This is a genomic window from Nonomuraea sp. NPDC002799, assembly GCF_053592075.1.
This window is the reverse complement of the sequence record NZ_JBSFVA010000013.1, coordinates 150,912-177,067: the sequence shown is the minus strand read 5'-3', so window position 1 is coordinate 177,067 and position 26,156 is coordinate 150,912. Positions and strand designations below refer to the sequence as shown.

27 protein-coding genes are annotated in these 26,156 nt (G+C 68.8%); 15 read left to right on the top strand and 12 right to left on the bottom strand.

Going from position 1 to position 26,156, the window contains the following annotated elements; all coding sequences use genetic code 11:
* Nucleotides 1–47 precede the first annotated feature (47 nt).
* The 6 genes from ACWD0F_RS24465 to ACWD0F_RS24440 form a co-directional block, all read right to left on the bottom strand.
* The gene (locus tag ACWD0F_RS24465; protein WP_449879068.1) at nucleotides 48–968 is read right to left on the bottom strand and encodes an anti-sigma factor family protein; all 921 of its coding nucleotides are present in this window, start codon (nucleotides 966–968) and stop codon (nucleotides 48–50) included.
* Nucleotides 958–1,593 (bottom strand): RNA polymerase sigma factor SigM, encoded by a 636-nt coding sequence (gene sigM, locus ACWD0F_RS24460; RefSeq protein WP_449879066.1) that lies wholly within the window; start codon nucleotides 1,591–1,593, stop codon nucleotides 958–960. The genes ACWD0F_RS24465 and sigM overlap by 11 nt, the downstream gene beginning before the upstream one ends.
* Before the next feature lie 15 nt (nucleotides 1,594–1,608).
* Complete coding sequence (locus tag ACWD0F_RS24455; protein WP_449879064.1) at nucleotides 1,609–3,117, bottom strand: protein kinase family protein; 1,509 nt, start codon at nucleotides 3,115–3,117, stop codon at nucleotides 1,609–1,611.
* 243 nt (nucleotides 3,118–3,360) lie between these two features.
* Nucleotides 3,361–4,968, bottom strand: coding sequence for a murein biosynthesis integral membrane protein MurJ (murJ, locus tag ACWD0F_RS24450; RefSeq protein WP_449879062.1), 1,608 nt, complete (start codon nucleotides 4,966–4,968; stop codon nucleotides 3,361–3,363).
* Entirely contained in the window at nucleotides 4,965–7,079 is a 2,115-nt protein-coding gene (locus ACWD0F_RS24445) for a DUF6049 family protein (protein ID WP_449879060.1), read from the bottom strand. The genes murJ and ACWD0F_RS24445 overlap by 4 nt, the downstream gene beginning before the upstream one ends.
* A 50-nt stretch (nucleotides 7,080–7,129) precedes the next feature.
* A complete protein-coding gene (locus ACWD0F_RS24440) occupies nucleotides 7,130–7,654 on the bottom strand; it encodes an aminoacyl-tRNA deacylase (protein WP_449879059.1) in 525 nt (174 codons plus the stop codon).
* A gap of 87 nt (nucleotides 7,655–7,741) precedes the next feature.
* Between ACWD0F_RS24440 and ACWD0F_RS24435 the strand changes: the two genes are divergently transcribed.
* Nucleotides 7,742–9,208, top strand: coding sequence for a CCA tRNA nucleotidyltransferase (locus ACWD0F_RS24435; RefSeq protein WP_449879057.1), 1,467 nt, complete (start codon nucleotides 7,742–7,744; stop codon nucleotides 9,206–9,208).
* Here ACWD0F_RS24435 and ACWD0F_RS24430 read toward each other — a convergent pair.
* Nucleotides 9,188–10,474, bottom strand: a complete 1,287-nt coding sequence (locus tag ACWD0F_RS24430) for an MFS transporter (RefSeq protein ID WP_449879055.1) — start codon at nucleotides 10,472–10,474, stop codon at nucleotides 9,188–9,190. The two genes, ACWD0F_RS24435 and ACWD0F_RS24430, sit on opposite strands and share 21 nt — an antisense overlap.
* 108 nt (nucleotides 10,475–10,582) lie before the next feature.
* On the opposite strand from ACWD0F_RS24430, the gene idi reads away from it, so the two are divergent.
* Nucleotides 10,583–11,167: an isopentenyl-diphosphate Delta-isomerase gene (gene idi, locus ACWD0F_RS24425; protein ID WP_449879053.1), complete on the top strand. Its 585-nt coding sequence runs from the start codon at nucleotides 10,583–10,585 to the stop codon at nucleotides 11,165–11,167.
* Between the two features lie 81 nt (nucleotides 11,168–11,248).
* Here idi and ACWD0F_RS24420 read toward each other — a convergent pair whose 3' ends face one another.
* A complete protein-coding gene (locus ACWD0F_RS24420; protein ID WP_449879051.1) occupies nucleotides 11,249–12,328 on the bottom strand; it encodes an inositol-3-phosphate synthase in 1,080 nt (359 codons plus the stop codon).
* 13 nt (nucleotides 12,329–12,341) lie between these two features.
* Nucleotides 12,342–12,926, bottom strand: coding sequence for a helix-turn-helix transcriptional regulator (locus ACWD0F_RS24415; RefSeq protein WP_449879050.1), 585 nt, complete (start codon nucleotides 12,924–12,926; stop codon nucleotides 12,342–12,344).
* Between ACWD0F_RS24415 and ACWD0F_RS24410 the strand changes: the two genes are divergently transcribed.
* From ACWD0F_RS24410 to ACWD0F_RS24390, 5 genes are all read left to right on the top strand, one after another.
* On the top strand, nucleotides 12,925–13,446 hold the full coding sequence (locus tag ACWD0F_RS24410) for a DUF5318 family protein (RefSeq protein ID WP_449879048.1): 522 nt from the start codon (nucleotides 12,925–12,927) through the stop codon (nucleotides 13,444–13,446). The two genes, ACWD0F_RS24415 and ACWD0F_RS24410, sit on opposite strands and share 2 nt — an antisense overlap.
* 305 nt (nucleotides 13,447–13,751) lie before the next feature.
* Complete coding sequence (locus ACWD0F_RS24405) at nucleotides 13,752–13,925, top strand: hypothetical protein (protein WP_449879046.1); 174 nt, start codon at nucleotides 13,752–13,754, stop codon at nucleotides 13,923–13,925.
* Entirely contained in the window at nucleotides 13,922–16,270 is a 2,349-nt protein-coding gene (locus ACWD0F_RS24400) for a transglycosylase domain-containing protein (RefSeq protein ID WP_449879044.1), read from the top strand. The genes ACWD0F_RS24405 and ACWD0F_RS24400 overlap by 4 nt, the downstream gene beginning before the upstream one ends.
* Entirely contained in the window at nucleotides 16,267–17,589 is a 1,323-nt protein-coding gene (locus ACWD0F_RS24395) for a glycosyltransferase family 87 protein (RefSeq protein ID WP_449879042.1), read from the top strand. The genes ACWD0F_RS24400 and ACWD0F_RS24395 overlap by 4 nt, the downstream gene beginning before the upstream one ends.
* Nucleotides 17,586–18,650, top strand: a complete 1,065-nt coding sequence (locus ACWD0F_RS24390) for a mannosyltransferase family protein (RefSeq protein ID WP_449879040.1) — start codon at nucleotides 17,586–17,588, stop codon at nucleotides 18,648–18,650. The genes ACWD0F_RS24395 and ACWD0F_RS24390 overlap by 4 nt, the downstream gene beginning before the upstream one ends.
* Nucleotides 18,651–18,713: 63 nt before the next feature.
* Here ACWD0F_RS24390 and ACWD0F_RS24385 read toward each other — a convergent pair whose 3' ends face one another.
* Complete coding sequence (locus ACWD0F_RS24385) at nucleotides 18,714–19,457, bottom strand: deoxyribonuclease IV (RefSeq protein ID WP_449879038.1); 744 nt, start codon at nucleotides 19,455–19,457, stop codon at nucleotides 18,714–18,716.
* A gap of 73 nt (nucleotides 19,458–19,530) precedes the next feature.
* Between ACWD0F_RS24385 and ACWD0F_RS24380 the strand changes: the two genes are divergently transcribed.
* Nucleotides 19,531–19,710, top strand: a complete 180-nt coding sequence (locus ACWD0F_RS24380; RefSeq protein WP_449879036.1) for a hypothetical protein — start codon at nucleotides 19,531–19,533, stop codon at nucleotides 19,708–19,710.
* A 64-nt stretch (nucleotides 19,711–19,774) separates the two neighbouring features.
* Here ACWD0F_RS24380 and ACWD0F_RS24375 read toward each other — a convergent pair whose 3' ends face one another.
* Entirely contained in the window at nucleotides 19,775–20,092 is a 318-nt protein-coding gene (locus tag ACWD0F_RS24375) for a hypothetical protein (RefSeq protein WP_449879034.1), read from the bottom strand.
* Nucleotides 20,093–20,283: 191 nt separating this feature from the next.
* Here ACWD0F_RS24375 and rpsF point away from each other — a divergent pair, with 191 nt between their 5' ends.
* From rpsF to ACWD0F_RS24340, 7 genes are all read left to right on the top strand, one after another.
* Nucleotides 20,284–20,574 (top strand): 30S ribosomal protein S6, encoded by a 291-nt coding sequence (gene rpsF, locus ACWD0F_RS24370; RefSeq protein ID WP_103957115.1) that lies wholly within the window; start codon nucleotides 20,284–20,286, stop codon nucleotides 20,572–20,574.
* Nucleotides 20,575–20,652: 78 nt separating this feature from the next.
* The gene (locus ACWD0F_RS24365; protein WP_449879032.1) at nucleotides 20,653–21,234 is read left to right on the top strand and encodes a single-stranded DNA-binding protein; all 582 of its coding nucleotides are present in this window, start codon (nucleotides 20,653–20,655) and stop codon (nucleotides 21,232–21,234) included.
* A gap of 63 nt (nucleotides 21,235–21,297) precedes the next feature.
* Complete coding sequence (gene rpsR / locus ACWD0F_RS24360; RefSeq protein ID WP_020543048.1) at nucleotides 21,298–21,534, top strand: 30S ribosomal protein S18; 237 nt, start codon at nucleotides 21,298–21,300, stop codon at nucleotides 21,532–21,534.
* Between the two features lie 14 nt (nucleotides 21,535–21,548).
* A complete protein-coding gene (gene rplI, locus ACWD0F_RS24355) occupies nucleotides 21,549–21,995 on the top strand; it encodes a 50S ribosomal protein L9 (RefSeq protein WP_449879030.1) in 447 nt (148 codons plus the stop codon).
* Nucleotides 21,996–22,224: 229 nt separating this feature from the next.
* Nucleotides 22,225–23,094, top strand: a complete 870-nt coding sequence (locus ACWD0F_RS24350; protein WP_449879028.1) for an ABC transporter substrate-binding protein — start codon at nucleotides 22,225–22,227, stop codon at nucleotides 23,092–23,094.
* Entirely contained in the window at nucleotides 23,091–23,930 is an 840-nt protein-coding gene (locus ACWD0F_RS24345; RefSeq protein WP_449879026.1) for an amino acid ABC transporter permease, read from the top strand. Before ACWD0F_RS24350 ends, ACWD0F_RS24345 begins: the two co-directional genes overlap by 4 nt.
* Nucleotides 23,927–24,670: an amino acid ABC transporter ATP-binding protein gene (locus tag ACWD0F_RS24340; RefSeq protein WP_449879024.1), complete on the top strand. Its 744-nt coding sequence runs from the start codon at nucleotides 23,927–23,929 to the stop codon at nucleotides 24,668–24,670. Before ACWD0F_RS24345 ends, ACWD0F_RS24340 begins: the two co-directional genes overlap by 4 nt.
* Here ACWD0F_RS24340 and ACWD0F_RS24335 read toward each other — a convergent pair.
* Nucleotides 24,667–26,139 (bottom strand): APC family permease, encoded by a 1,473-nt coding sequence (locus ACWD0F_RS24335; RefSeq protein ID WP_449879022.1) that lies wholly within the window; start codon nucleotides 26,137–26,139, stop codon nucleotides 24,667–24,669. The genes ACWD0F_RS24340 and ACWD0F_RS24335 overlap by 4 nt on opposite strands.
* Nucleotides 26,140–26,156 lie beyond the last annotated feature (17 nt).

Here is a 26,156-nt window from a genome sequence, read left to right as displayed (position 1 = left end):
CACAAAACGAAAGAGCCCGCCGAAGCGGGCTCTGACGTGGGATTTCCTTACCAGCGGCCCAGGATGGGCTTACGCAGGCTCTTGCAGTTGAACGGATCGACGATGTCGATCCGCAGCCGCTGCGCGGCCTTGTCCTTCCAGGACGCGATGATCAGCGCCTCCTGGCCGTTGTACTGGCCCTGGTCCGCCGCGTACGTGTGCAGCTTGGTCCGGCTCGCCACCCGGCTCACGCAGTTGTCGACGTTGACCACGTCGGACGTGGGTCCGCCGACGATGGGAGCGGGGCCGAAGAAGCTTTCGAGTGGCTGGCGCAGCTCGCTGTCGCTGTAGTTGTGGCCGCTGTCGGTCAGCGCGTACGCCCTGGCCTTGAGCTCGTTCGTCTCCACCTTGGACGGCAGCGCGACCGGCGGAGACACAGCGTCACCGCCATTGCCGCCGCCACCGGCGAGCAGGTTGCTCGAAAGCACCGCCGTGCCCACCACGAAGGCCGCCGCCGCGGCCGCGACCGCGGGCATCGCCCACCGGCGCCGGCGCGCGGGACCGCGCCGCCTGACCGGGACGATGGTGCCGTTGTCGGAGACCACGCCCAGGCGTACCGGCTCAGGGACCTCCTCAAAGTGGTTGCTCCCGAAGTGCGCGGGCTCGGGCAGCTCGACTGGCCGCTCCCACGGGGCATCCCGCATGAGCTCATCCCAGTCGGGTGCTTCCGCGAGGCCGACACCTCCGCCCCGCCGGGACTCCGCCTCGGCGGCCAGCGCCTTGTCGATGCGCAGTGCGACCCCCATCGGCATGGCCGGTGTCGGAGTCGCCGCGAGCACCTCGCGAACCGCCGCAAGGTCCGCCAGTCGCTCCCCGCAGGGGTCGCAGACCGCGAGATGCTCGCGGACCTGGCGTGCCGTACCGGCGTCTAGGAGATCCTCGGCCAACTCGGCCAGGGTCTCCAGATCGTAGTGCGTATCACCCGTCACGAAGTTCTGCTCCCTTCGCGGATGAGACGCGATTGAGGTCCGATCGGTTCCGCAGATGCGAAAGAATCGGGGCAAGTTTCGCGCGTCCCCGAGCGCACCGGCTCTTGACCGTGCCACTGGGCACCTGGAGTACCTGAGCTGCGTCTTCGACCGAATATCCCATCATGTCAACTAGTACGAGGGCTGCCCGCTGGTCGCTGGGCAGCAGTTTCAGAGCGGCCGAAACCTCCATCGAGACCTCGCGCTCGACGGTCTGGTCGGGCAACGGGCTCTCGCGTTCGGCGGCCTCGATGAGCTCGTCATCGGCCACCGGCCGCACGGATTTGCGGCGCATCCGGTCGAGGCAGGCGTTGACCACGATGCGGTGGAGCCAGGTGGTGACGGCCGCCTCGCCGCGAAACGTGGCGGCCTTGCGATATGCGGAGACGAAGGCGTCCTGCACGGCGTCGGCGGCCTCGTCGGGATCACCGAGTGTCCGCAGGGCGACCGCCCACATGCGGTCACGGTGCCTTTTGACGATTTCACTGAAGGCGTGAGGATCCCCGTGGATGTGCGCGGTCAGCAGCTCGGCGTCTGTGACCGCCGGCCGCTCCGCTGCTGAGGGTGTCTCGGGTGGGGAGTTCACAAGAGAGATTCCTGGTTATGCCGATCCGGGAGAGTGCACCACTACTTCATAGATGGTGCCATGAAACTTGCCCGCATCCGTCGGAACGCGTGTAAACCAGATCAAAACGTACTGGCCGCTGGCCGCCTGGTCAGGGGTGAGAGTGGTTTTTCCGGCCGCGTTCTTCTCGGTCGCCACGGTCTTGAGCGAGTCGAGCTCGGGGGAGTCGCCCACCTTGAGCTCGACGGTCGCGCCCGGCGCGTCCGACAACGTGGCCACCACGTCGCTGATCTGCATGGACTTGCCCATGTTGAGCAGCAGGCCGACGCCGTCCTTGAGCCGGCCCAGGTCGGCGCTGGTGTAGGCCTCGGTCTTCCACAGGGTGCTGGGTTTGCCGTCGATGGCCAGCGCCGCCATCTCGGACTTCTCGTCACCGTCGCCGAGCGGGTCGAAACCCTTGGCGTTCTCCGGCTTGACGGACTCGGCCGCGGCCTGGGCGGGCGCCGAGCTGGTGGGCAGGGTGGCCTTCGCCTCGGGCGTGGTCGGGCTGCCCAGGCTGCGGCCGATCGTCCAGGCGCCCACGCCGACCGCGGCGATGACGAGCAGCACCACCAGCGTCATGAGCACGCGGTTGAGCGTGCCGCCACCGCCGTTGTTCGGCACGCGGCGCGGCACCGGCGGCAGCGGCGGCATGGTGGCCGCCTGGCGGTGGGCGACGTCGAGGCCCTCGGTGTGGGAGGCCGAGGCCACCGCGGGAGTCGAGGGGTAGGCCATCGGGATCGGCATCGGCCTGGCCACGTCGGCCAGCGCCTCGGAGATCTCGGACGGGCTCGTCAGCGCCCCCTGGCCCCTGCGGGACTCGGGCAGGCACGCCCGCACGGTGACCGTGTCGAGGTAGCTGGGCACGCCGGCGGTGACCTGGCGGGGGGTGCAGAAGTGACCGTCGCTCATGGGCGCCGCGGGCAGCCCGCCCTCTTGCTCGTCGCCCGGCCAGTGGCCGGTCAGGCCGGCGTACAGCAGCCGGCCCAGCCCTTCGGCGTCGTCGAGCGCGGGCTGGTCGGTGGTGAGCCCGTACATGGCCGCGTCGACGGCCACGCCGAGCACCTTGACCGTGTTGCCGGTCGTCCACACCAGGTGCTCGGGGCGCAGGCACAGGTGGTAGAGGTTGGCCTCGTGGGCGTGCGCGAGCGCCTCGGCGGCCTCGGCGACCAGCCCGGCGGCGCGCTCCGGGTCCAGCGGGCCGGAGGCGAGCAGGTCGATCAGCGACTCGCCGGTGACCCACTCGCTCACCACATAGGAGGCCGTCTCGTCCTCCGCCGCGTCGAACACCTGCGTCAGGCGCGGATCGGTGAGCCGGCTGGCCGACCGGGCGGCCGTGACGACCTCATGGACGCGCGGGAAGTCGGGGGAGAAGGTGTGCACGGCCACGGGACGCGCGAGGATCTCGTCGATGGCCTTCCACAGCGTGGCACCGTCGGACTCGCTGACGCGGTCTTCGAGCCGGAAGCGCTCGGCGAGACGGGTGCCGGGTTCGACGGCCGACATGCTCACAGGCTCTCTCCGCTTGGCCGATCGGGCATGCTCATGACTCGACTCACCTGCGTGGGGGTGTCCCACGAAGGCACGCTATGCCGGGTGGATCCGCCCACGCCCCTCCTGCTTCCATACGAGCGTGTCGGGCTCCATGGTAGTGCCGAGTCGATTCTGCCCGCGTTCTTTGCCAGCGGGAAACCTGCCCTTCGGACTGTCACTATCGTGACGGTAGTCGCATGGGGAGATATCCCATAACTACCGACCTACCCGTCTTGCGACCATCCCAACAAGTGAATTGACCTCGGGTATGCGCATTCTGTGAGCAACGCCCAGGTAGAGCAGCAAACCGAGGCCGCCGCCGACGGCCAGGACGATCAGCGAACTGACGAAATCGAGCCCGCCCCACACGGTGGTGACCACCCAGACCGCGGCCAGCGCCAGCACCGCCGTCGGCAGCGACGCGAGATACACCCGGGTCAGCGCCATGCCGATGGTCCAGCCGCCCAGCCCCTGGACCCGGCGGCTGGCCAGCCACCAGGCGGTGACCGCGCCCAGCGCGTACGCGATCGCGTACGCCAGTGCCAGCCCCATCACGGCGTAACGCTCCGGCAGCAGCCAGAAGAACAGCACCATGAGCAGCGCGTTGACCGCCGTGGTGCCCGCGCCGACGTACACCGGCGTCCGGGTGTCGCCGAAGCTGTAGAAGACCCGCAACAACAACTGGTACACCGAGAACGGCACCAGCGCGAGCCCGTAGACCTGCAGCACGTTGCCGATGTAGACCGCGTTGGCGATGCTGTTGGCCCCGTGGCCGTAGATGGGCACGGTGATCGCCGGGCCGAGGACCATGAGCAGCAGCGACACCGGCACCATCAGCGAGCAGATCAGCCGCACGCTCGACCCGAACTCGGCCCGCACGTCGCCGAAGCGCCCCTCGCCGACCGCCCGGCTCATCCGCGGCAGCATGGCCGTGATCACCGAGACGCCGATGACGCCGTACGGGAGCTGGAAAAGCTGGAACGCCAGCGTGTACGGCGTGATGCCGTGCCCCTCCACGACGTTGCCCGCCGCGCTGGACAGGTTGGTCGTGAGCATGAAGCCGAGCTGGGTGACGACCACGTAGCCGATCGTCCAGGCGCCGGCCTTGGTCATCTCGCCCAGCCGCGCGTTGCGCACGTCGAAGCGCGGCACGAAGGCGAACCCGGCCCGCTTGAGCGCCATGATCAGCACGACCGCCTGCGCCACGATGCCCGCCGTGGTGCCGATGCCGAGCAGCGCCAGGTCGCCGTCGGTGACCTTGTCGATGTCACCGCCCGCGTCGCTCATCAGGGCGTAGCCCACGAACACGAAGATGACGACCAGGTTGTTGACGACCGGCGCCCACATGGGAGCGCCGTAGCGGTCGCGGGTGTTGAGTATCGCCCCCGCCACCGCGCCCACGCCGAAGAAGGCGAGCTGCGGCAGGATGAAGCGGGCCAGCGTGACCGCGACCTCGAACTTCCGCTCGCCCGGCCGCCAATCGGTGTAGAGGTCGATGAGCAGCGGCGCGGCCAGGACGGCGACGACCGCCACCACGACCAGCGCGGCCGTCGCCAGCGTGAGCAGCCGCTGCTCGTAGGCGCGGCCGCCGTCGGCGTCGTGCTGCTGCGCCCGGACGATCATCGGCACCACGACGCTGCTCAGCACGCCCAGGAGCAGCAGGTCGAGAATGCTGTAGGGGATGGCGTAGGCGGCGTTGTAGGAGTCGCCCAGGGCCATCGTGCCGATGGCGTAGGCGAGGACCATCGTCCGCACGAACCCCGTGACCCTGGACACCATCGTGCCCGCCGCCATGATGGCGCTGGCCCGCAGCATGCGGCTCATACGGTCTCACTCTCCCGGCCTCTGGCCGAACGTGCGAGCTTCCGCTCCGACCTGCGCCGTAGCACTCGCGTCACCACAGCGGCCAGCATCACGGTCAGAGCAGCTCCCACGATCACCAGCGCGATCCCGGTGTAGCCCGTGGTGCGGATCGTCAGCCGCTGCGGCTTGCCATAGGGCTGGCCGTCAGCGGTTCGCAGTTGAACGGTCACCGTCGCGTCGCCGCTGATGCCGCTGGCGGCGTTCATCGGCACCTGCACGGTTCCGCTCTGCCCGCCGCCGATGGGCAGGGGCTCCTCCTGCGTGAAGTTCACCTGCAGCAGATCGGGGTTGTTCGACTTGACGTCGATGAACAGGCTGATGTCGCTGCTCAGCGAGTTCTTCACGCTGATCGGCACCACGCCGTTGCTGCCCGCCAGCGTGCGCGGCCGGTCCGGGCCGGCCCCGGTGATCTGGATCTCGTCGGTCCGGTCCGCGACGGCGGCGCTGACCAGCTTGGTCACCGCGCGGCCCGCCCGCGTGCTGTTGCGCCAGCCGGACGACGTCAGCCTGAGCACCGCCGCGTCGAAGCCCGACTCGCCCTTCTCGCCCGTGATCAGCGAGGTGAGCTGCGCCTTCGCCCAGGCGTCCTTGACCGGCTCCAGGTATTTGCGGGTCAGCTCTTCCTTGCGGTCCTGCTCGGTGTAGGTCAGCCCCGCGCGCGGGACCGACACCTTGGCCGGCTTGAGCGACTCCAGCGGGGTGAGCTGCAGCCACGGCAGCTTCACCGCGGTCTTCAGCAGCGCTTTGACGAGGGTCGGATTGGGGTCCCAGCGCCGCGAGGGGGCGATGACCAGGGAGCGCGGCGAGGTCTGGCCCGCCTCCCCGGCGATCATGGCGGTCTCGGCGATGAAGCGCTGATTGCTGAGCAGGACGGAGGTGGCGCCGGCCGGCTCGAACAGGCGGCTCAGCTCGGCGTCGGCGGTCAGCGCGGTGACGGGCCCGTTCACCGAGTCGACCGTCGCGGCGGCGTCGGGCGTGAACGTGACGGGTGGTTGCGGCGGCAGGTTGGTCGCGTTGAGCAGGACGGTGCCGACCTTGTCCTTGCTGACCGAGAGCAGGTCGAGCGCGTCGGGGTCGAGCACGCCGGCGGCCGGCCAGTTGACGGTGGTCTTCGCGCTCCGGCTGAGCAGCGCCCTGGCGACCTCGCCGCCCAGCTCGATCGCCCGCTCGGTCTGCGAGTCCAGGCCCTGGTGCGCGAGCGCGGCCACGTCGGGATCGGCGTACGGGACCGCGACCACGGGCGCGGCGGCCAGCGACGTGCGCATGGACGTCAGCCACTGCCCGGCCTCGGCGCTGGCCTTCCGGTCTTCCTCGCCGTCCTTCGTCCTGACCCGGTAGCCGCCCTTGGCCATCGTGTTGAGGTCGTCGAGCAGCGCCGGATCGACGAACCACGTGACGCTCCCCGGCGCGACCTGGGCGATGCCCGCCAGGTCGGCCAGCCGGCCCTTGCCGACGACCGACTGGGCCAGCTTGTCGTCGACGAACAGGGTGTCGGTGGCCCGGTGCGGCTGGTCGATCACCGGGAGGGCGATGGCCAGCCGGTTGGGCGGCAGCTTCGGCACCGTGGGCGGCGCGTAGGTGAGGTAAGTGCGCTGCGTCGCCAGGGGCACGCCGTTGGGGGCCACCTCCACGGCGACCGGGTAGACGCCGAAGGTCCGGTAGCCGAGCTGGACGGGCGTCGCGGTGAACTCCCAGCGCACCGAGGCGCCCGCGGCCAGCGCGGGGATGATCTGGGACGAGGTGCGCGAGACGCTCCCCGGCAGGGTCGTCGTGGTCTGGTCGGCCTCGTAGGCGGCCATGGTGGCGCGGTCGGTGATCGGCTGGGGGGTGTAGCGCAGCCGTACGGACACGTTGGTCAGCGGCGCGCCGGTGTCGTTGCGGAGCGAGCCGGTGAATTTGATCACATCGGTCAGCGACCGCGGGACCTCGGGTGTGATCGACGAGATCGACACGGCGAGCGTCTGCCTGCTCGCGGTCGCCTGCACGGCAGCCGCGCCCGGCGCGGCGGCCACCGTCACGGGGGCGAGCAGCGCGGCGGACAGCACGGCGAGCAGCGCGGCCTTACGGATCACGCGGATGCCTGAGCTGGAGGACGACGACGCACGCCCGCAATGGTACGGGCTCAGTGCCCCCGCGCGACCGCCTCACGTGATCCTCTCGGGCGCGCACCACGTAGGTCCACCATCTTTCCTGGCATGAAGGTCAGCAGGTCGAGGGCACGTAAGGAGAGCGCCGTGTGCCGTTCGCCGGTGGCCGTGAAGATCGGCTCGGTGTCGGTGAGCAGCCGGTCGTCGATGAACATCGGCAGCGACTCCGGCAGCAGCAGCGGGCAGACGAGCCCGTCGGCGTAGTCGGTGGCCGCGTTGACCACGTTGGCCGGGGCCGGACGCACGTGGCGGGCGCCGAGCAGCGCCTTGACGGCCTCCGGACGTGGGGGCGCCGCCACGGTGGAGGTGACCGCGATGACGACCTCGCGGCCGATCCTGGTGGCGACTTCGAGCACGGTGACCATCAGGCACCTCACCGGTGCCGCGGAGACCGTCTCAGGCAGCTCTTCCGCGCATGTCATGGGGCGCGGAAGGCGTACGATCTCATGATGGACCTGGTGTGCGAGGAGCCAGCGGTGGATCGCGAGGGCGTCCTTCATACAGTCCTCCCTGCCTTGTGCCTTGTGCCATGGCCCCCGACGGTCCCTTGACCGACGGTAACCCGGACCTGGTGTGGCCCGGGGGATATGTTCCGGATGAAGGACCTACCTAGTTTGTCCGACTCAACTTTGACCGAGAGCCAGCAGCGGGCCATGACCGACCTGTTCCGCAAGATCGCCCCGGTGGCCGACGAGCTCGGCCGCCTGTTCGCCACGCAGGGCCACGAGCTGGCCCTGGTGGGCGGTCCCGTGCGCGACATCCTGCTCGGCCGTACCGGCAACGACCTCGACCTGACCACGGAGGCCCGCCCCGAGCGGGTGCTGGAGATCGTCAGGGACTGGGCCGACTCCGTGTGGACGATCGGCATCGACTTCGGCACCGTGGGCCTGCGCAAGGGCAACTGGCTCATCGAGATCACGACGTACCGCAGCGAGTCGTACGACCCCAAGTCGCGCAAGCCCGAGGTCATGTACGGCGACACGCTGGAGGCGGATCTGGAGCGGCGCGACTTCGCGGTCAACGCGATGGCGGTGCGGCTGCCCGCGCACGAGTTCGTCGACCCGTACGGCGGGCTGACCGACCTGCGGGCCAAACTGCTGCGCACGCCCGGCCCCCCCGAGCGGTCCTTCGACGACGACCCGCTGCGCATGTTGCGGGCCGCCAGGTTCGCCTCGCAGCTCGGCTTCGCCGTCGACGAGGCCGCTCTGGCGGCCATGACCGCCATGGCCGACCGCATCGAGATCGTCTCGGCCGAGCGCATTCGCGACGAGCTGGACAAACTCATCTGCGGCCTCTACCCGCGTGAGGGGCTGCGACTCCTCGTCGAGACCGGCCTGGCCGCCCGCGTGCTGCCTGAGCTGCCCAAGCTGCGGCTGGAAATCGACGAGCACCACCGGCACAAGGACGTCTACGAGCACTCGCTGACCGTCCTCGAACAGGCCATCGCGCAGGAGGAGGACGGCAAGCCCGACCGGATCCTGCGCTGGGCGGCGCTCCTGCACGACGTCGGCAAGCCCAAGACGCGCCGCCACGAGACGGGCGGCCGGGTGTCGTTCCACCACCACGAGGTCGTCGGCGCCCAGATGGCCAAGAAGCGGATGACCGAGCTGAAGTTCCCCAAGGACGTGGTGGCCGACGTGGCGCAGCTCGTGGAGCTGCACCTGCGCTTCCACGGCTACGGCACGGGGGAGTGGACCGACAGCGCCGTGCGCCGATACGTGCGCGACGCCGGCCACCTGCTCGACCGGCTGCACAAGCTGACCAGGGCCGACTGCACCACGCGCAACAAGCGCAAGGCCGTGGCGCTGTCGCGCACCTACGACCAGCTCGAAGAGCGCATCGCCAAGCTCGCCGACGAGGAGGAGCTGGCCAAGATCCGGCCCGAGCTCGACGGCAACGAGATCCAGCGGGTCCTCGGCATCGGGCCGGGGCCGATCGTGGGTCAGGCGTACAAGTTCCTGCTGGAGCTCAGACTCGACAAGGGCCTGATCGGCAAGGAGGCGGTCACGGAGGCGCTGACCGAGTGGGCCAGGTCAGGCGACTCCGGTGCGTGACGACGTGGTGATCATCCGGTAGGCCAGCGCGGCCAGCGGGTAGCCGACCGCGATGATCACGACGGCGGTGTAGGACTTGCCGTTGGCGGGCAGGATCATCGCCGACAGGGCCGCGGCCAGCACGTACATGCCGTTGAAGAGCATGTCGTAGAGGGAGAAGGCCCGGCCCAGGTAGATGTCCTCGACGTCGCGCTGGACCGTGGTGTCGGCGCAGATCTTGACGCTCTGCCCGGCCACGCCCAGCACGAACCCGGCCGCCGGCAGCCCCCACTCCTGGAACGGCAGCACCAGCACGGCCCCCAGCACCCCGGCCGCCGTCAGCGCGATCGTCACCCAGCGCTCGATCCCGAACCGGTCGGTCGCGTAGGGCGTGATGATGACGGCCAGGAAGTAGCCGAAGCCGGACGTGGCCACGACCACGCTGAGCCCGCGCAGCGCGGCTTCCGGGTCGCCGTCGCTGAAGTAGTAGCGGTAGAGGATGATGCCGAGCGCGGTCGCGATGCCGTAGAAGAAGCGGTGGGCGGCCATCGCGCCCATGGTGACGGCGGCCCTGCGGTGGCCCACCAGGTGCCGGGCGCCGTCGGCGAGGCCGCTGACCACGTTGCGCATGGCCTGGCTCGCCTGCGGCCGGTCGGGGTCGTCCGTCGGGCCGAGCAGCCGGCGGTCCATCGTCCGCGCGACCAGGGCGCTCATGCCGAAGACCACGCCGGAGGTCACCAGGAGCAGCGCGACGCCGGCGTCGCCGCCGCCGAACATCTCCCGGAGCAGGAAGCCCACGCCCGCGCCCACGAACGTGACCACGGTCCCCGAGGTGGGCGTGACGGCGTTGGCCGCCATCAGCCGCTCGGCGGGCACCACGTGCGGCAGCGAGGCGCCGAGCGCGGCCAGGAAGAACCGGTTGACCGCGAGCACGGCGAGCGCCGCCGCGTAGAACACCGGATCGGGCACGCCCACGGCGACCAGCGCCGCGGCGGCCACCAGCAGCACGCCGCGGACGAGCGGCGCCACCAGCAGGATCTGCCGCCGCGACCAGCGGTCGATGAACACGCCGACGAAGGGCCCGAGCACGCTGTACGGCAGCAGCAGCACGGCCAGCCCGATGGCCACTTCGAGCGCGGTCGTCTGGTTCTCGGGACTGAAGAAGGCGAAGCCGGTCACCGCGAACTGGAAGATTCCGTCGGAGAACTGGGAGATCAGCCGGGTGCCGAAGAGCCGGCGGAAGTCCCTGCCCCGGAGGACCACGCGTAGGTCGGCGACGAAAGACACGCCGTCAGCCTAACCCCCGGCGGTTGTCCTCTAGGATGCCGCAGAGGTTGGTGCATCAGGTGAGCAACGGGTTCCGAGCGGGCATCGCGATCTCGTACGCTTCATAGCGTGACGATCGAGGAACACGTTGTGCTGGTTGACCGTGACGGCCACGCACTCGGCACAGCCCCCAAGACGTCGGTGCACGGTCACGAGACCCCGCTTCATCTGGCGTTCTCCAGCTACGTCTTCGACCAGCAGGGCCGCGTGCTGCTCACCAGGCGGGCGGACCACAAGGTCACCTGGCCGGGCGTCTGGACCAACAGTTGTTGCGGCCATCCGCTGCCCGGCGAGGCGGTGGACCGGGCGATCATGCGCCGGCTCTCCTACGAGCTGGGCCTCACGGCCGAGCACGCCGACCTGATGTTGCCGACCTTCGCCTACCGCGCCGTCATGGCCAACGGCATCGTGGAGCACGAGCTCTGCCCCGTCTACCGCGTCGTCGCCGACGCCGCGGCCGTACCCAACCCCGAGGAGGTGGGGGAGACGTTGTGGATGCCGTGGAAGGAGCTCACCGAGGGGGTGCGCAACGGGCTGCTGGCGATCTCTCCCTGGTGCAGGGAGCAGGTGCCGCTGCTCGCGGAGCTCGGCGCCGACCCGCTGACCTGGCAGCCCGCCGCCGCCGATGAGCTGCCACCCGCCGCACGCCTGTGAGCCCGTAACGGGGTTGTCCCCGGCACGAGGACGGCGCCGCACCTTCGCGCTGGTGCGGCGCCGTCCTCGTGAAAGGCGAGCTCAGCGCTCGACCTCGCCCCTGATGAACTTCTCGACGTAGTCGCGAGCCTCGTCGTCGGAGAACTGCTCGGGCGGCGACTTCATGAAGTACGAGGAAGCCGACAGGATCGGCCCGCCGATGCCCCGGTCCATGGCGATCTTGGCCGCCCGCACCGCGTCGATGATGATCCCCGCCGAGTTGGGCGAGTCCCACACCTCCAGCTTGTACTCCAGGTTGAGCGGCGTGTCACCGAACGAGCGCCCCTCCAGCCGGACGTAGGCCCACTTGCGGTCGTCGAGCCACGGCACGTGGTCCGACGGCCCGATGTGCACGTCGGCCTTGCCCATCTCGTGGGGGATCTGCGAGGTGACCGACTGCGTCTTGGAGATCTTCTTGGACTGGAGCCGCTTGCGCTCCAGCATGTTCATGAAGTCCATGTTGCCGCCGAAGTTGAGCTGGTACGTGCGCAGCAGCTCCACCCCGCGGTCCTCGAACAGCTTGGCCAGCACGCGGTGCGTGATCGTGGCGCCGACCTGGGACTTGATGTCGTCACCGACGATCGGCACCCCGGCGTCGGTGAACTTCTGCGCCCACGTGGGGTCGGAGGCGATGAAGACCGGCAGCGCGTTGACGAACCCGACCTTGGCGTCCAGCGCGCACTGCGCGTAGAAGCGGTCCGCGTCCTCCGAGCCCACCGGCAGGTAGGAGACCAGGACGTCGACCCGGGCGTCGCGAAGCGCCTGGACCACGTCGACGGGCGCCTCGTCGGACTCCTCGATGATCTCCGAGTAGTACTCGCCCAAGCCGTCGTAGGTGTGGCCCCGCTGGACCGTCACCCCCGTCGGAGGCACATCCGTGATCTTGATGGTGTTGTTCTCGCTGGCGACGATCGCCTCGGAGAGGTCACGGCCGACCTTCTTGGCGTCCACGTCGAAGGCCGCGACGACCTCGACGTCGCCGACGTGGTAATCGCCGAACTTCACGTGCATCAGGCCCGGGACCCGTGTGTCCGGGTCGGCGTCCTTGTAGTAGTGGACGCCCTGGACCAGCGACGACGCGCAGTTGCCGACACCGACAATGGCCACGCGAACCGAACCCATCGCACTCGCTCCCTTACTCATCAGTTGACGTGGTATCTCTCTCGGGCCCCTCAGAGGCCCGACGCTCTGTTGCGATCAGCTCGTTCAGCCAGCGCACCTCGCGCTCCACGGATTCGAGCCCGTGACGCTGAAGCTCCAGCGTGTAGCTGTCGAGGCGCTCCCTGGTGCGGGCCAGCGCCGTGCGCACGGCGTCCAGCCGCTCCTCCAGCCGGCTGCGGCGGCCTTCGAGGATGCGCAGGCGCACCTCGGCTTCGGTGTGCCGGAAAAAGGCGAAATGCACGCCGAAGCTCTCGTCCTCCCAAGCGGAAGGGCCGGCCTGGGTGAGCATGTCCTGCAGTCGTTCCTTGCCTTCGGCGGTCAGCTTGTAGACGATCTTCGACCGGCCGCCGACCATCGTGGTGGGAGCGGGCTGCTCCTCCGCGATGAGGCCCTCGGTCAGGAGTGATCGCAGACAGGGGTACAGCGACCCGTAGGAGAACGCGCGGAACATCCCCAGCAGGGCGTTGAGCCGTTTGCGCAGCTCATAGCCGTGTAGCGGCGTCTCGTGAAGCGACCCGAGCACGGCCAGTTCCAGGACTCTGCCCTGTCCGCTGGCCATGGGAACCGTCCCCTCTCGCGTCGATGTATCGAGCCGATACATCCCGAGGATACGTCGGGCCGCTATATGTCCGCAATCTATGAATCTGCCAAGCCGTTGGGATGAATCGGTAAAAAGCCGTAGTCTGGCGCTCATGTGGTCACAGCGGAGGGTGGTGGATTACGGCCTTGCGAAGCGGGCGGTGCTTCGCTCCCTACGTGCCGGACGGGCTCTGAGGAGGGACGTCTGTGACGCACAGCCCTACCTCCTTCGGGCGGCGCGCCACTTCGGCGAGCCGACCGAACGCCTCTGCCCGGTCTGTGAACACGAGAACGTCATCCACGTGACCTATGTCTACGGGGATTCCCTCGGACGGCATGCCGGTCAGGCAAAGGTCATGTCAGAGCTCGTCGCCATGGCTCATGATTACGATGAGTTCCGGGTGTACGTTGTCGAGGTCTGCCAAGGTTGTTCCTGGAACCACCTGACGGTTTCGTACGTACTCGGGAACGGGCCGCCTGACCGCGTCGGGCAATCGTGAAAACCGAGGGCGGCGAGAAACCTCACGCCCAACCGCCGTTTCTGTTCCGACGACGTTGCGAGGACGTGTGAGTGACAGCATGAGTGAGGGAACGCCCCGCCCTGGAAGGCGGCGCCGGTCCGGCTCATCCCGTTCTGTGCCCCAAGGTTCTCCTCCCCAAACCGGTGACCCGGGATGGGGTGCGGCGGAGCCGCAACGTCGTCCGGAAGCCGCTTACGAGCAGACGGGCGCCATGGCCGCGCAGCCGTACGACGATTCGCAGCAGAGACGGGCGGCTCCGCCGTCACCATCGGGATCATCCCCCTATGGGCCGCAACAACCTGGGCCGCAACAACCTGGACAGCAGCCCGGACGGCCGCAACCTGGCCCGCAGCCCGGTCCGAGACCTGGCCCGCAGCCTGGGCCGTCGGCTCCGGAGCGCGGCGACCAGCCGTCGCCGCGCTCCCGGTCACGCGCCCGCGCGGACACCCGCGCGGTGAGCAACCAGGACACCATGGTCGGCGACGGCCAGCGGCGCTCGCGCAGGAAGGGCGAGGGCGGCCCGCCCGAGCCGCCGGGCCCGCCGACCGCGAAGGGTGGCGGCGGCCGCGGCGGATGGCGCCGCTATCTGCCGAGCTGGAAGATCGTCGTCGCGGGTGTGGTCGTGTTCGCCGCGGGCATCTTCGGCATGATCATGGTCGCCTACGCCAACACCACGGTGCCCACGGGCGCCCAGGCGGAGGCGATCGCGCAGCAGAGCACCATCTACTTCAACGACGGCAAGACCCCGATCTCCCGGCTCGGCATGAAGCGGGAGATCGTCGAGCTGCCGCAGATGGCCGAGAGCGTCCGGGACGCCACGATCGCCATCGAGAACAAGACGTTCTACGAGGACTCCGGCATCTCCCTCTCGGGTATGGCCCGATCGCTCTGGATGACCGCGACCGGCCAGCAGTTGCAGGGTGCCTCGACGATCACCCAGCAGATGGCGCGTAACTACTACGACGGCCTCAGCCAGGAAGTGTCGATCAAGCGAAAGATCGACGAGATCTTCGTCGCGGTCAAGCTCGACGAGACGCTGTCCAAGGACGAGATCCTCCGCAACTACCTCAACACGGTCAACTTCGGCCGGGCGTACGGCGTGGAGGCCGCGGCCAAGGCGTACTTCGGCAACAAGGTCACCGCCAAGAAGCTGACGCCCGTGCAGAGCGCCTACCTCGCCGCGCGCATCCAGCAGCCCAACTGGGAGCCGGACGCGCCCGCGCTCAAGGTGCGCTTCAACACCGTCATCCAGTACATGTCCGAGCAGTGGCCCGACAAGTACGGCCAGCTTCCGCAGACCGCGAAGTTCCCCACCACGCGCAAGGCCGGCACCAGCAACGAGATGGGCGGCCTCAAGGGCTACATGGTCACCCAGGTGCTGCAGGAGCTGGAGGGGCGTGGCCTGACCCGCGACGAGATCGAGAGCGGCGGCTACGACATCACCTCCACCTTCGACAAGGAGCTCATGCTGGCCGCGAAGGCCGCGGTGAAGAGCCAGACGGCGTCGATGTCCAGCGAGTACCACGCCGGGCTGGTCGCGGTGGACACCAAGCACGGCCGCGTCCTGGCGTTCTACGGCGGCGACGACTACCTGAAGGACCCCTGGAACGAGCCCTTCCAGTCCACGAAGCAGGCGGCGTCGGCGTTCAAGCCGTACGTGCTGGCCGCGTGGCTGCAGGCCGGCTACTCGCTCAAGAGCTTCGTGCCGGGCAACCAGACGGTGCCGAAGGAGCTGCCCGGTCAGCAGCCGGGCGGCATCAAGAACAGCCACAACGTCGGCGCGGCGGTCGACGTGGTGAAGGCGACGGCCCAGTCGGTCAACACCGCTTTCGTGTCGATGGCGTACAAGCTGCCCAACCAGCTTGACGACGTGAAAAACCTCGTCGAGGCGGCCGGCTTCAACCAGAAGCGCATGGACCAGGACGTCGACGAGCACCAGTACCAGTTCGCCATCGGCAGCGCCCTGGTGACGCCGGTCGAGCAGGCCGCGGGCTACGCGATGTTCGCCAACGGCGGCAAGTACACCCGCTACCACGTGGTCAAAGACGTCAAGCTGAACAACAAGGTGGCCTACGGGGAGCTGAAGAACTCCAAGTCGGTCATCGACGCCGGTGTCGCCGCCGACGCCACGGTCGCCATGCAGGAGGTGCTGCGCAGCGGCACCGCGGCGGGCAAGGGCCTGGGCAACCGGCCGGCGGCCGGCAAGACCGGCACCAACAACGACGAGAAGGAAGCCTGGTTCGTCGGCTACACGCCGCAGATCTCCACCGCGGTCGGTTTCTACCGCGAGGAGTGCCGGACGAAGAGCGGCAAGCTGGTCAAGCCGCGCTACGCCAACTGCCCGACCACGCCGAGCAGCAAGCCGAGCACCAAGTACAGCGACAACAACCCCTACACGACGGCCAAGGAAGTGTCCCTGGGCTTCGAGGGCGCCGGTCCGCCCACGCTGGCCTGGCAGAAGTTCATGCTGGCCGCGCACGCGAAACTCGAGGTCGAGCAGTTCCCCACCAAGGCCGAGGTCGGGCTGGCCGAGAACATCGTGCCGAGCCCGACGCCCACGCCGACGCCCACGCCCGAGAACCCGTTCGACAGCGGCGACGACCCGCTCGGTGACGGCGGCGGCCAGGAGTGTCTGGTCGCTCCGTGTGACGACCAGCCGGGCGACGACGTCACCATCGACGACGGCGGCCAGCCCGACTTCCCGCAGACGTCGGACGACTCGGGCGCCTCGGGCGGCGGCTCCCTGCCGGAGTCGAGATCGTCCGGGCGGCAGCACTGGTTCACCCGGCCTGAGGACCAGTGACGAGCACGGAGGTGCGCGCCCCGCTGGCGGCGCGCGCCATCCCTTATCTCCCCCTGGGCGTGATCGCCGCCCTGGGGGCGACCCTCGCGTACGTGGTGCGGCTGCCGTGCCGCACCGGCGGCTGGAACAACCAGGTCTCGACCTACACGAACTTCTGCTACACCGACATCTACCCGCTCTACTTCGACAGGGAGCTGGCCACCCAGAACCCCTACTTCGCCCACGTCGCCTTCGACAAGCAGGTCGAATACCCGGTCGTGCTGGGCGAGGTCATGCAGTTCTTCGCCTGGATCGTCCGGTGGGTGGAGCCCGACCAGGTCGCGCAGGCCGTCAAGTTCTACGACCTGACGGTCATCCTGCTCGGCATCTCGCTGGTGATCGGTGTCCTGCTGATGGCCGCGCTGGCCGGGCCGACGCGGCCGTGGGACGCGCTCTGGTACGCGATCTCGCCCGCCGTGGTGCTGGCCGCGTACATCAACTGGGACCTGGTCGCGGGCGCGTTGTCGATGGGCATGCTGCTGGCCTGGGCGCGGCGCCGGCAGGCGCTGGCCGGGGTGCTGCTCGGGCTGGCGATCGCCACCAAGTTCTATCCGCTGATGTTCGTGGGGGCGCTGTTCCTGCTCACCCTGCGCACCGCGCGATGGCGGCCGTTCCTGGTCACGATGGGCTCGGCGGTGGCGGTGTGGCTCGTGGTCAACGCGCCGTTCATGATCTTCGCCTGGGACGGCTGGCGCCGGTTCTACGTCTTCTCCCAGGAGCGCGGGGTCGACTGGGGCTCGCCCTGGTTGTTCTTCCAGAAGAAGGAGTGGGCGATCCTCGGCGAAGGTGACGTGAGCACGCTCGGCATGCTGGCGCTGGCCCTCCTGTGCCTGGGCGTCGCCGTGCTGACGCTGGCCGCGCCGCGCCGGCCCAGGCTGGCCCAGATCTGCTTCCTGGCGCTGGCCGCGTTCATGATGACGAACAAGGTGTGGTCGCCGCAGTTCGTGTTGTGGCTGGTGCCGTTCGCCGTGCTGGCCAGACCCAACTGGAAGCCGCTGGCGTTGTGGCAGCTCGCCGAGGTCTGGTATTTCGCCGCCATCTGGCTGTATCTGCTCTCCCAGCCGCCGCTCAGCCGCAATGACCTGGGCATCGGTGACGACACGTACTTCACCGCCGTCTGGGGACGGATCATCACCATCGGCATCATGATGGCGTTCGTCGTGCGGGACATCCTGCGGCCCGACAAGGACGTGGTGCGGCAGGGCGGCATCGACGACCAGACCGGCGGCGTGTTCGACGACGCGCGGGACCGGTTCACATTGGCGTCCGTACTGCGATGATCACTCGCTCTGCCCGGCGGGACGCTTTACTGCTCTGGCTCGGCTCGCGGGCGGGGATCGTGGTCGCCACGCTGCTCGGCGTGACGCTCGCCGACTATGTCGGCAAGTGGCGTAAGTGGGACAGCGGGCTGTTCATCACCATCGCCGAGTACGGGTACGACGGCGAGCCGGGCAAGACCCCGGACGATGGACTGCCCGCCTTCTTCCCCGGGCTGCCGATGCTGATGCGCGTGGTGCACCTGGTCGTTCCCGACTGGACGGCGGCCGGCCTGCTGATCTCGCTGGTCGCCGGGGCGGTGGCCATGGTGGCGCTGGCCCGGCTGGCCGAGCTCGAAGGCGCCTCCGGCTGGATGGCGGTGCTGGCGCTGCTGCTCTTCCCGATGGCGGTGTTCCTGGCCGCGGGATACAGCGAGTCGCTCTTCCTGGCCTTCGCCATCCCGGCGTGGCTGGCGGCGCGGCAGGGGCGCTGGCCGCAGGCCGTCATCCTGGCGGCCGGCGCCTCCTGCGTGCGGATCACGGGGTTGTTCCTGGCGCTCGCGCTCGTGGTGGAGTTCGTCACCGGCAGGGAGTCGCCGCGGCGGGCGGGGTGGCTGGTGCTGCCGGTCGTCCCGCTGCTGGCGTACTCGGTCTACCACTACCGCAGGTCGGGCGACTGGCTGGCGTGGAAGCACGCGCAGGAGGCCGGCTGGGGACGCGACTTCTCGTGGCCGTGGGAGGCATGGGGGACGACCTGGAACGCGGCGATGGGCCGTGACGACTTCGCGGTGGCCTTCCGGATGGAGATCATCGGGGCCGTGGTGGCCGTCGGCGTGGTGGTCTGGCTGCTGGTGTTGCGCAGGTGGGGCGAGGCCGTCTACACCGGGGCGCAGGCGGCGGCGCTGATGACGTCGGCGTACTACCTGTCGATCCCGCGCTCGTTGTTGCTGTACTTCCCGCTGTGGGTCCTGGTGGCCAAGGTCGCGACCAGGAGGGCGTGGGTGATGGCGCTCTACGCCCTGATCTCCGGGCCGCTCATGCTTGTCAACACCGCCCGTTTCCTCAGCGGCGCGTGGGCGGGCTGATGTCTATACCCACTCAGCGCTCTCGGTAATCCAGGGAAGTTATCCACAGGCTGTGTGTTTTCCCTAGAGGTTCTTCCGCAGGAACGCGATGTCCTCCGCCTGGCCGTCGCCGGGCGTCTCCACCACGATCGGCGCCCCCGCCGCCCGGCAGACCGCCAGGATGGCCTCGGGGTCGATCTTCCCCTTGCCCAGGTTGGCGTGCCGGTCGGCGCCGGAGTCGAAGTCGTCGCGCGAGTCGTTGCAGTGGACGAGGTCGATCCGGCCGGTGATGGCCTTGACCCGGTCGACCAGGTCGACCAGCTCCTCGCCGCCGGCGTGGGCGTGACAGGTGTCGAGGCAGAAGCCCACGTCGAAGCCGTCGAGCGCGTCCCACAACCGGGCGATGCGCTCCAGCTTGCGGGCCATCGCGTTGCCGCCGCCCGCGGTGTTCTCGATCAGCACCGGGATCGGGCACTCCATGCGCTCGAACACCTTGCGCCAGTTGTCGAACCCCGTCTGCGGATCGTCGTTCTTGCCGACGTGGCCGCCGTGCACGATCAAGCCCTTGGCGCCCAGGCCCGCGGCCGCCTTGAGGTGCTGCTCCAGCAGTTTGCGGCTGGGGATCCTGATGCGGTTGTTGGTGGTCGCCACGTTGACCAGGTAAGGGGCGTGCACGTAGATGTCCACACCCTCGACCGGCTTGGCGGGCAGCACGGGCTTGTCGTAACCCTGGGGATCACCGAGGAAGAACTGCACCACCTCGGCTCCCACCGCCTCGGCGTGGGCCGCGGGGTCGTCCTGATCGACATGAGCTCCGATGCGCACCATGTCAAAAAGCTTATCCGTTTGTGCACAGCGCGTTCGGGAAGACGCCAGGCACCCCCTACACGAGGAGAACGATATGAGCCGCTGGCGCTTACGAGCGCTCGTCGTCTTGGTCTACGTCATCATCGGCATCTACGTCGGCTGGGTCTACGACTACATCACCCCCGGGTTGCTCAAGGATCTCGCGGAGGCCCTGCTCGCGGTCTTCCTGTGGTTCCTCGTCCTGCTCGGCATCGACCTGCACATCGGCGCATGAGTCATATATCGCGACGGCCCCGGCGGATCCGCCGGGGCCGTTGATCACGGCTTGCCCACGTGTTCTACGGGTGTGGCAGGAAGCCGCCGTGCGCGATGCCGAGGGCGGCGGCGATGAACGAGCCCACGAGCCCGATGATGTTGAACGTGCGCTGCGGCGTGGTCGCCGAGACATACTGCGAATAGAGCCCGGTGCCGAAGCCGAGCGTGCCGATCCACGACGAGATCGCGTGCGCGGAGGTCCAGAACGTGGAGACGAAGGCCACCAGGCCGCAGACCAGCGTGGCGATGGCCAGAACGTTCTCGACCGGGTGCGAACGCCCGTCCGTGTTGAGCGTGAGCTTGAGCCGCTCCGTCTTGGAGGGATGAAGCACGTGTGGCACAGCCACCACCCCCTTGGTTTCCTACAGGCCTTCCCACCTACTGGCGGCTGGTAACCTGGGCACGCTGCGTTGTGATGGGTGATCCATCGCGCCGGGGTGCCGAAAGGGGCGCTTCCGGGTTAAACGTCAGCGTCCTCCTGTCACGGCAGAGTGTCGTGACCGCAAGAGTCCAGAGGAGGTTGGAGTCCCGCATGCGTCGTTACGAAGTAATGGTCATCCTGGACCCTTCGCTCGATGAGCGCACTGTCGCGCCGTCCCTCGATCAGTTCCTCACCGTGGTCCGCACCGACGGCGGCACCGTGGAGAAGGTCGACGTCTGGGGCCGGCGCCGTCTGGCCTACGACATCGACAAGAAGTCCGAAGGCATCTACGCCGTCATCGACCTGTCCGCGGAGCCCGCGACGGTCAAGGAGCTCGACCGGCAGATGAACCTCAACGAGGGCATTCTGCGTACCAAGGTCCTGCGTCCGGACGTGCACTAACCCCGGCTTTTTGTCGGGGGACACCCGTACTCTGAGCCGTAACCCAAGCGAAGGCGTGCAGGAAGGCGAGCGCTAGCCATGGCAGCAGGCGACACCGTAATTACCATCGTCGGCAACCTCGTCGACGACCCGGAGCTGCGCTTCACCCCTACGGGGCAAGCGGTGGCTCGATTCCGCATCGCGTCCACTCCGCGGTTCATGGATCGTCAGACCAACGAGTGGAAAGACGGCGAGAGCCTCTTCCTGACCTGCAACGTGTGGCGGCAGGCGGCGGAGAACGCCGCCGAGAGCCTCCAGCGCGGCATGCGGGTCATCGTGCAGGGGCGGCTCAAGCAGCGGTCTTACGACACCAAGGAAGGCGAGAAGCGCACGGTCTACGAGGTCGAGGTCGACGAGGTCGGCCCGTCTCTGCGTAACGCCACGGCCAAGGTCAACCGCACCTCCCGTCAGGGTGGCGGCGGTGGCGGCGGCTTCGGCGGCGGCCCTGCCGACGACCCGTGGGCCTCCGCGTCGCCCGCCTCGCCTCAGGGCGGCGGCGGTTTCAGCGGCGGCGGTGGCGGCGGGTTCGGCGGCGGCGGCGGCCAGCAGAGCGGGGGCGGCCAGCAGAGCGGCGGCTTCGGCGGCGGCGGCGGCGACTTCAGCGACGAACCGCCTTTCTAAACCAGTCCCATCAGTCCGAGTCCATTCCCGCTCGAAAGGCGGGGCTCTGAAAGGAGCACCACGATGGCCAAGCCGGCACTGCGCAAGCCCAAGAAGAAGGTTTGCCTGTTCTGTCACGACAAGATCTCCTACGTCGACTACAAGGACACGGCGCTGCTGCGGAAGTTCATCTCCGACCGCGGCAAGATCCGTGCCCGCCGGGTGACGGGCAACTGCACCCAGCACCAGCGCGACGTGGCGACCGCGATCAAGAACGCCCGTGAGGTGGCTCTGCTGCCTTACACGAGCACCGCGCGCTAAGGAGGCCTGCCGATATGAAGCTCATCCTCACCAACGAGGTCTCCGGCCTCGGTGCCCCCGGCGACGTCGTCGAGGTCAAGGACGGCTACGGCCGTAACTACCTCATCCCGCGCGGCTACGCCATGCGCTGGACTCGCGGAGCCGAGAAGCAGATCGACACGATCAAGAAGGCACGTGACGCTCGCGAGATTCGCGACCTTGGCACCGCCAAGGAGGTCGCCGGCCAGATCGGCGCCCTGCGCGTGCGCCTGGCGACCCGCGCGGGCGACTCCGGCCGCCTGTTCGGCTCGATCACCACGGGCGACATCGCCGACGCGGTCAAGGCCGCCGGCGGCCCGATTCTCGACCGCCGCCGCATCGAGATCGTTAACCCGATCAAGAGCGTCGGCTCGCACAAGGTGACCGTCAAGCTCCACCCGGAAGTGTCCGCTTCCGTGGATGTCGAGGTTGTCGGGAGCTGATCCCTCGTCAGAAGGCTCCTCTCCGTTCAGGGGAGGGGCCTTTTGCGTGCGCGGAGCTCCGCGCACGCAGGGGCTTTGTGCGTGCGCGGAGGTTCGCCGTTCAGGGGGCGTGTTGCGGGCGCGGGCCCGCGCTGCCCGCCGTGGGCAGGGGCGCCCGTGGGCGTTATTCCCTATTCGGGCGGCGTAGAATGCCTTCGTTCTTTCGCGCATTCCCCCTGGAGGCTTGGCCATGGCCCGTCCCCTCATGCTGCTCGCGCTGGCCACCGGGCTGGCCGTGGCCATCGTCGGTTGCGCGCCCGTCGACGACGCGGCGACCACGACGTCGGCCGCCCCCACGACGGCCGACGCTTGCGCCAAGGAGCAGCTCAAGGTCGTCACCGCCGGCAAACTGACCATCGCCACCGACAAGCCGGCCTTCGAGCCCTGGTTCAAGGACGACGATCCGGCCAACGGGCAGGGCTTCGAGAGCGCCGTGGCGTTCGCGGTGGCGGGCGAGCTGGGGTTCGACCGCAGCGAGGTGCAGTGGAGCACCGTCAAGTTCGACTCGGCGTTCGCGCCCGGCGAGAAGCAGTTCGACTTCGACGTCAACCAGGTCTCGATCACCCCGAAGCGGGCGGAGGTCGTCGACTTCAGCAAGGGCTATTACACGGTCAAGCAGGCCGTCGTCGCCGTCGAGGGCGGCAAGTTCGCCGGGGCCAAGAGCCTGGCCGAGCTGAAGGACGCGAAGATCGGCGTACAGGTGGGGACGACCTCGCTGGACGCGGTCAAGAACGTCATCAAGCCCTCCGACGACCCCAACGTCTACAACGAGCAGGTCGACGCGGTGAACGCGCTCAAGAACAAGCAGGTGGACGCGATCGTCGTGGACCTGCCGACCGCGTTCTACGTGACGGCCGCGCAGGTCGAGAAGTCCAAGATCGTGGGTCAGTTCAGCTCGACCGGCGGCACGCCCGAGGAGTTCGGGCTGGTCATGGAGAAGGGCAGCACGCTCAAGCCGTGTGTCGACAAGGCCGTGGACGCGCTGAAGTCGAAGGGTGAGTTGGCCAAGATCGAGCAGGAGTGGCTCGGCTCGGCGGCGGGCGCTCCCGAGCTTCAATGAGCGAATGGGTCAAGTCCGAGCGGCAGGCCGAGCGCGAGCGGGTGCGCAGGTCCCACGCCCGCCGCTCGGCCTCGATCGCGACGGCCTCGACGATCGTCTTCATCGTCTTGGCCGGCTGGATCGCCACGACGTCACCCGGCTGGCCTCGGGTGCGGGACACCTTCTTCAGCCTCAGCCACTTCACCGACGCGCTGCCCGACGTGCTGGACGGGTTCCTGCTCAACATCAGGATCTTCCTGATCGCCGAGCCGCTGATCCTGGTCGTCGGGTTGCTGGTCGCGCTGGCCAGGGGGATCAGGACGCCGGCGTTCTTCCCGATCCGGGCGCTGGCGACGCTCTACACCGACATCTTCCGCGGCGTGCCGACGATCCTGGTGATCTACCTGGTCGGGTTCGGGCTGCCCGCGCTGCGGCTGCAGGGTATTCCCACCGACCTGGCGACGCTGGGCATCATCGCGCTGACGCTGTCCTACGGCGCGTACGTCGCCGAGGTGTTCCGCTCCGGCATCGAGTCCATCCATCCCAGTCAGGTGGCGGCGGCCCGCTCGCTCGGGCTGAGCCACGTCAAGACCATGCGGTTCGTGGTGTTGCCGCAGGCCACCCGCAGGGTGGTGCCGCCGCTGCTGAACGACTTCGTCTCCCTGCAGAAGGACACGGCCCTGGTCTCCACCATCGGGCCGCTGGAGGCGATCAGGCAGGCGCAGATCCACGTGGCCGGCTCGTTCAACTACACGCCCTATCTGGCGGCGGCGTTGTTGTTCCTGCTCTGCACGATCCCCATGGCCAGGTTCACCGACCATCTGGCCGCCCGCACGCGCAGGAGGCGGGGCGCATGAGCCTGCTGACCATCGACGGGGTGTGGAAGAACTTCGACGGGCACAACGTGCTGCGCGGCGTCGACCTGGAGGTGCGCCCGCATGAGGTGGTGAGCCTGATCGGGGCCTCGGGCTCGGGCAAGTCCACGCTGCTGCGCTGCGTCAACCTCCTGGAGACGGTGGACGACGGCGCGATCCTGCTCGACGGCGAGGAGATCACCGATCCGCGGGTGAACGTCGACGACGTGCGCAAGCGGCTGGGCATCGTCTTCCAGGCCTTCAACCTCTTCCCGCACATGACCGTGCTGGACAACATCACGCTGGCGCCCCGCCGGGTGCACGGGGTGGCCAAGGGGGAGGCAGAGGAGCAGGCACGCGACCTGCTGGCCAGGTTCGGGCTGGCGGACAAGGCGCGGGCCTATCCCGACCAGCTCTCCGGCGGGCAGCAGCAGCGGGTGGCCATCATCAGGGCGCTGGCCACGCGGCCCAGGCTGATGCTGCTCGACGAGGTCACCTCGGCGCTCGACCCGCAACTCGTGGTGGAGGTGCTGCAGATCATCAGGGAGCTCAAGGAGTCGGGCATGACGATGATCCTCACCACCCATGAGATGGGCTTCTGCCGCGACATCTCGGACACGGTGTGTTTTCTCGACGGTGGTGTGCTGCTGGAGAAGGGGCCGGCCGAGAAGATCTTCACCGAGCCGGAGCATCCCAGGACCAGGGAGTTCCTGCGCAGCGTGCTCCAGTCGGGGCGGTTCTAGCGGCGGTGCCGGCCGCGGGCCGCCTCCATGGGGGTCCTGGGCTGGGCGAGCAGGCTGTGGCGGCGGCCGTACACGAGGTAGACCAGCAGGCCGAAGGCCATCCACAGGGCGAACCAGGCCCAGGTCAGCACCCGCAGGTTGACCATGAGCCAGAGCGTGGCCACCAGCGAGAGCGCCGGCAGTAGCGGCGAGAGCGGCACCCGGAAGCCCCGCTCCAGGTCCGGCATGCGCCGCCGCATCGTGATCACCCCCGCGGCCACGAAGAGGAACGCGAACAGCGTCCCGATCACCACCAGCTCCTGCATCATGAGCACCGGGACGAACTCCGCCAGCACGATCGCCACGACCCCGATCACCAGCGTCACCCGTGTGGGCGTGTGGTAGCGGCGGCTCACGGACGCCAGGCCACGGGGGATGAGGCCGTCGCGCGCCATCGAGAAGAGCACCCGCGTCTGCCCCACGATCAGCACCAGGACCACGGTCGTCAGGCCGAGCACCGCGCCCGCGTCGATGACGTGCACCATCCAGTCCACGCCGACCACCCGGAACGCGCTGGACAGCGGCGCCGCCACCGAGATCTTGGTGTACGGCACCATGCCCACCATGACCAGGGCCACCGCCAGGTAGATGACGGTGGCGATCACCAGGCTGCGGATCATGCCCCGCGGCACGGCCCTGGGCGCGTTCGCGGTCTCCTCGGCGGAGGTGGCCACGATGTCGAACCCGATGTACGCGAACGCGATCGCCGAGGCCGCCGCGAAGATCCCGGCCCAGCCGAACGCCTGGCTGTGCCCCGCGAACATCTCCAGCACGGTCCCCGGCGCGGCCGGCAGCGCCTTGGGCGCGACGTGGAAGTCGCCGAAGTTCCCCATGTCGATGTGCGGCAGGCCCACGACGATGACCGCGCCGACGGCCAGCAGCTTGGCCGCCACCATGACCCACAGGGCACGCAGCCCGACCCGCGCGCCCAGGGCCACGATGCCGGTGAGCAGCACGAGAAGCACGAGGACGAGCACGTCGGCGACGGCCTCCTCGTGCGGCACCCGCACGCCGAAATGGGTGATCGCCCCGACCGCGATCGAGCCCCAGGCCCTGGCCACGACGGCGGCGGCGAACTGCAGCTCCAGGATCAGCGCCCAGCCGATGATCCAGGCCCAGACCTCGCCGAAGATGACGTACGTGAAGGTGTAGGCGCTGCCGGAGGTCGGCATCGTGGACGACAACTCGGCATAACACAGGCAGGCGAGCAGGCACGCGATGCCCGCGATCATGAAGGACAGGATCACCCCGGGGCCGGCCGTGGTGGCCGCCTGCCGCCCGGCGATGGAGAAGATGCCCGCGCCGATCATCACGCCGAGCCCGAGCACGATCAGGTCGGCCGGACGGTAGATCTCGGCCAGGCTGTGCCGGGCGCCGGTGCGTAAGCCGGCCGCCTCTGACGGTGGAAGTCGTCGCAGAATCGTGGACAAGGGCCACCCCGCTCAGG

What these genes read in the sequence shown, in the direction of transcription:
- ACWD0F_RS24455 (WP_449879064.1), bottom strand. Translation starts at nt 3,117, where the DNA reads ATGTCGGCCGTCGAACCCGGCACCCGTCTCGCCGAGCGCTTCCGGCTC.
- murJ (WP_449879062.1), bottom strand. Translation starts at nt 4,968, where the DNA reads ATGAGCCGCATGCTGCGGGCCAGCGCCATCATGGCGGCGGGCACGATG.
- ACWD0F_RS24440 (WP_449879059.1), bottom strand. Translation starts at nt 7,654, where the DNA reads ATGAAGGACGCCCTCGCGATCCACCGCTGGCTCCTCGCACACCAGGTC.
- ACWD0F_RS24435 (WP_449879057.1), top strand. Translation starts at nt 7,742, where the DNA reads ATGTTCCGGATGAAGGACCTACCTAGTTTGTCCGACTCAACTTTGACC.
- ACWD0F_RS24420 (WP_449879051.1), bottom strand. Translation starts at nt 12,328, where the DNA reads ATGGGTTCGGTTCGCGTGGCCATTGTCGGTGTCGGCAACTGCGCGTCG.
- ACWD0F_RS24410 (WP_449879048.1), top strand. Translation starts at nt 12,925, where the DNA reads ATGGGAACCGTCCCCTCTCGCGTCGATGTATCGAGCCGATACATCCCG.
- ACWD0F_RS24415 (WP_449879050.1), bottom strand. Translation starts at nt 12,926, where the DNA reads ATGGCCAGCGGACAGGGCAGAGTCCTGGAACTGGCCGTGCTCGGGTCG.
- ACWD0F_RS24405 (WP_449879046.1), top strand. Translation starts at nt 13,752, where the DNA reads ATGGGCCGCAACAACCTGGGCCGCAACAACCTGGACAGCAGCCCGGAC.
- ACWD0F_RS24390 (WP_449879040.1), top strand. Translation starts at nt 17,586, where the DNA reads ATGATCACTCGCTCTGCCCGGCGGGACGCTTTACTGCTCTGGCTCGGC.
- ACWD0F_RS24385 (WP_449879038.1), bottom strand. Translation starts at nt 19,457, where the DNA reads ATGGTGCGCATCGGAGCTCATGTCGATCAGGACGACCCCGCGGCCCAC.
- ACWD0F_RS24380 (WP_449879036.1), top strand. Translation starts at nt 19,531, where the DNA reads ATGAGCCGCTGGCGCTTACGAGCGCTCGTCGTCTTGGTCTACGTCATC.
- rpsF (WP_103957115.1), top strand. Translation starts at nt 20,284, where the DNA reads ATGCGTCGTTACGAAGTAATGGTCATCCTGGACCCTTCGCTCGATGAG.
- ACWD0F_RS24365 (WP_449879032.1), top strand. Translation starts at nt 20,653, where the DNA reads ATGGCAGCAGGCGACACCGTAATTACCATCGTCGGCAACCTCGTCGAC.
- rpsR (WP_020543048.1), top strand. Translation starts at nt 21,298, where the DNA reads ATGGCCAAGCCGGCACTGCGCAAGCCCAAGAAGAAGGTTTGCCTGTTC.
- rplI (WP_449879030.1), top strand. Translation starts at nt 21,549, where the DNA reads ATGAAGCTCATCCTCACCAACGAGGTCTCCGGCCTCGGTGCCCCCGGC.
- ACWD0F_RS24350 (WP_449879028.1), top strand. Translation starts at nt 22,225, where the DNA reads ATGGCCCGTCCCCTCATGCTGCTCGCGCTGGCCACCGGGCTGGCCGTG.
- ACWD0F_RS24345 (WP_449879026.1), top strand. Translation starts at nt 23,091, where the DNA reads ATGAGCGAATGGGTCAAGTCCGAGCGGCAGGCCGAGCGCGAGCGGGTG.
- ACWD0F_RS24340 (WP_449879024.1), top strand. Translation starts at nt 23,927, where the DNA reads ATGAGCCTGCTGACCATCGACGGGGTGTGGAAGAACTTCGACGGGCAC.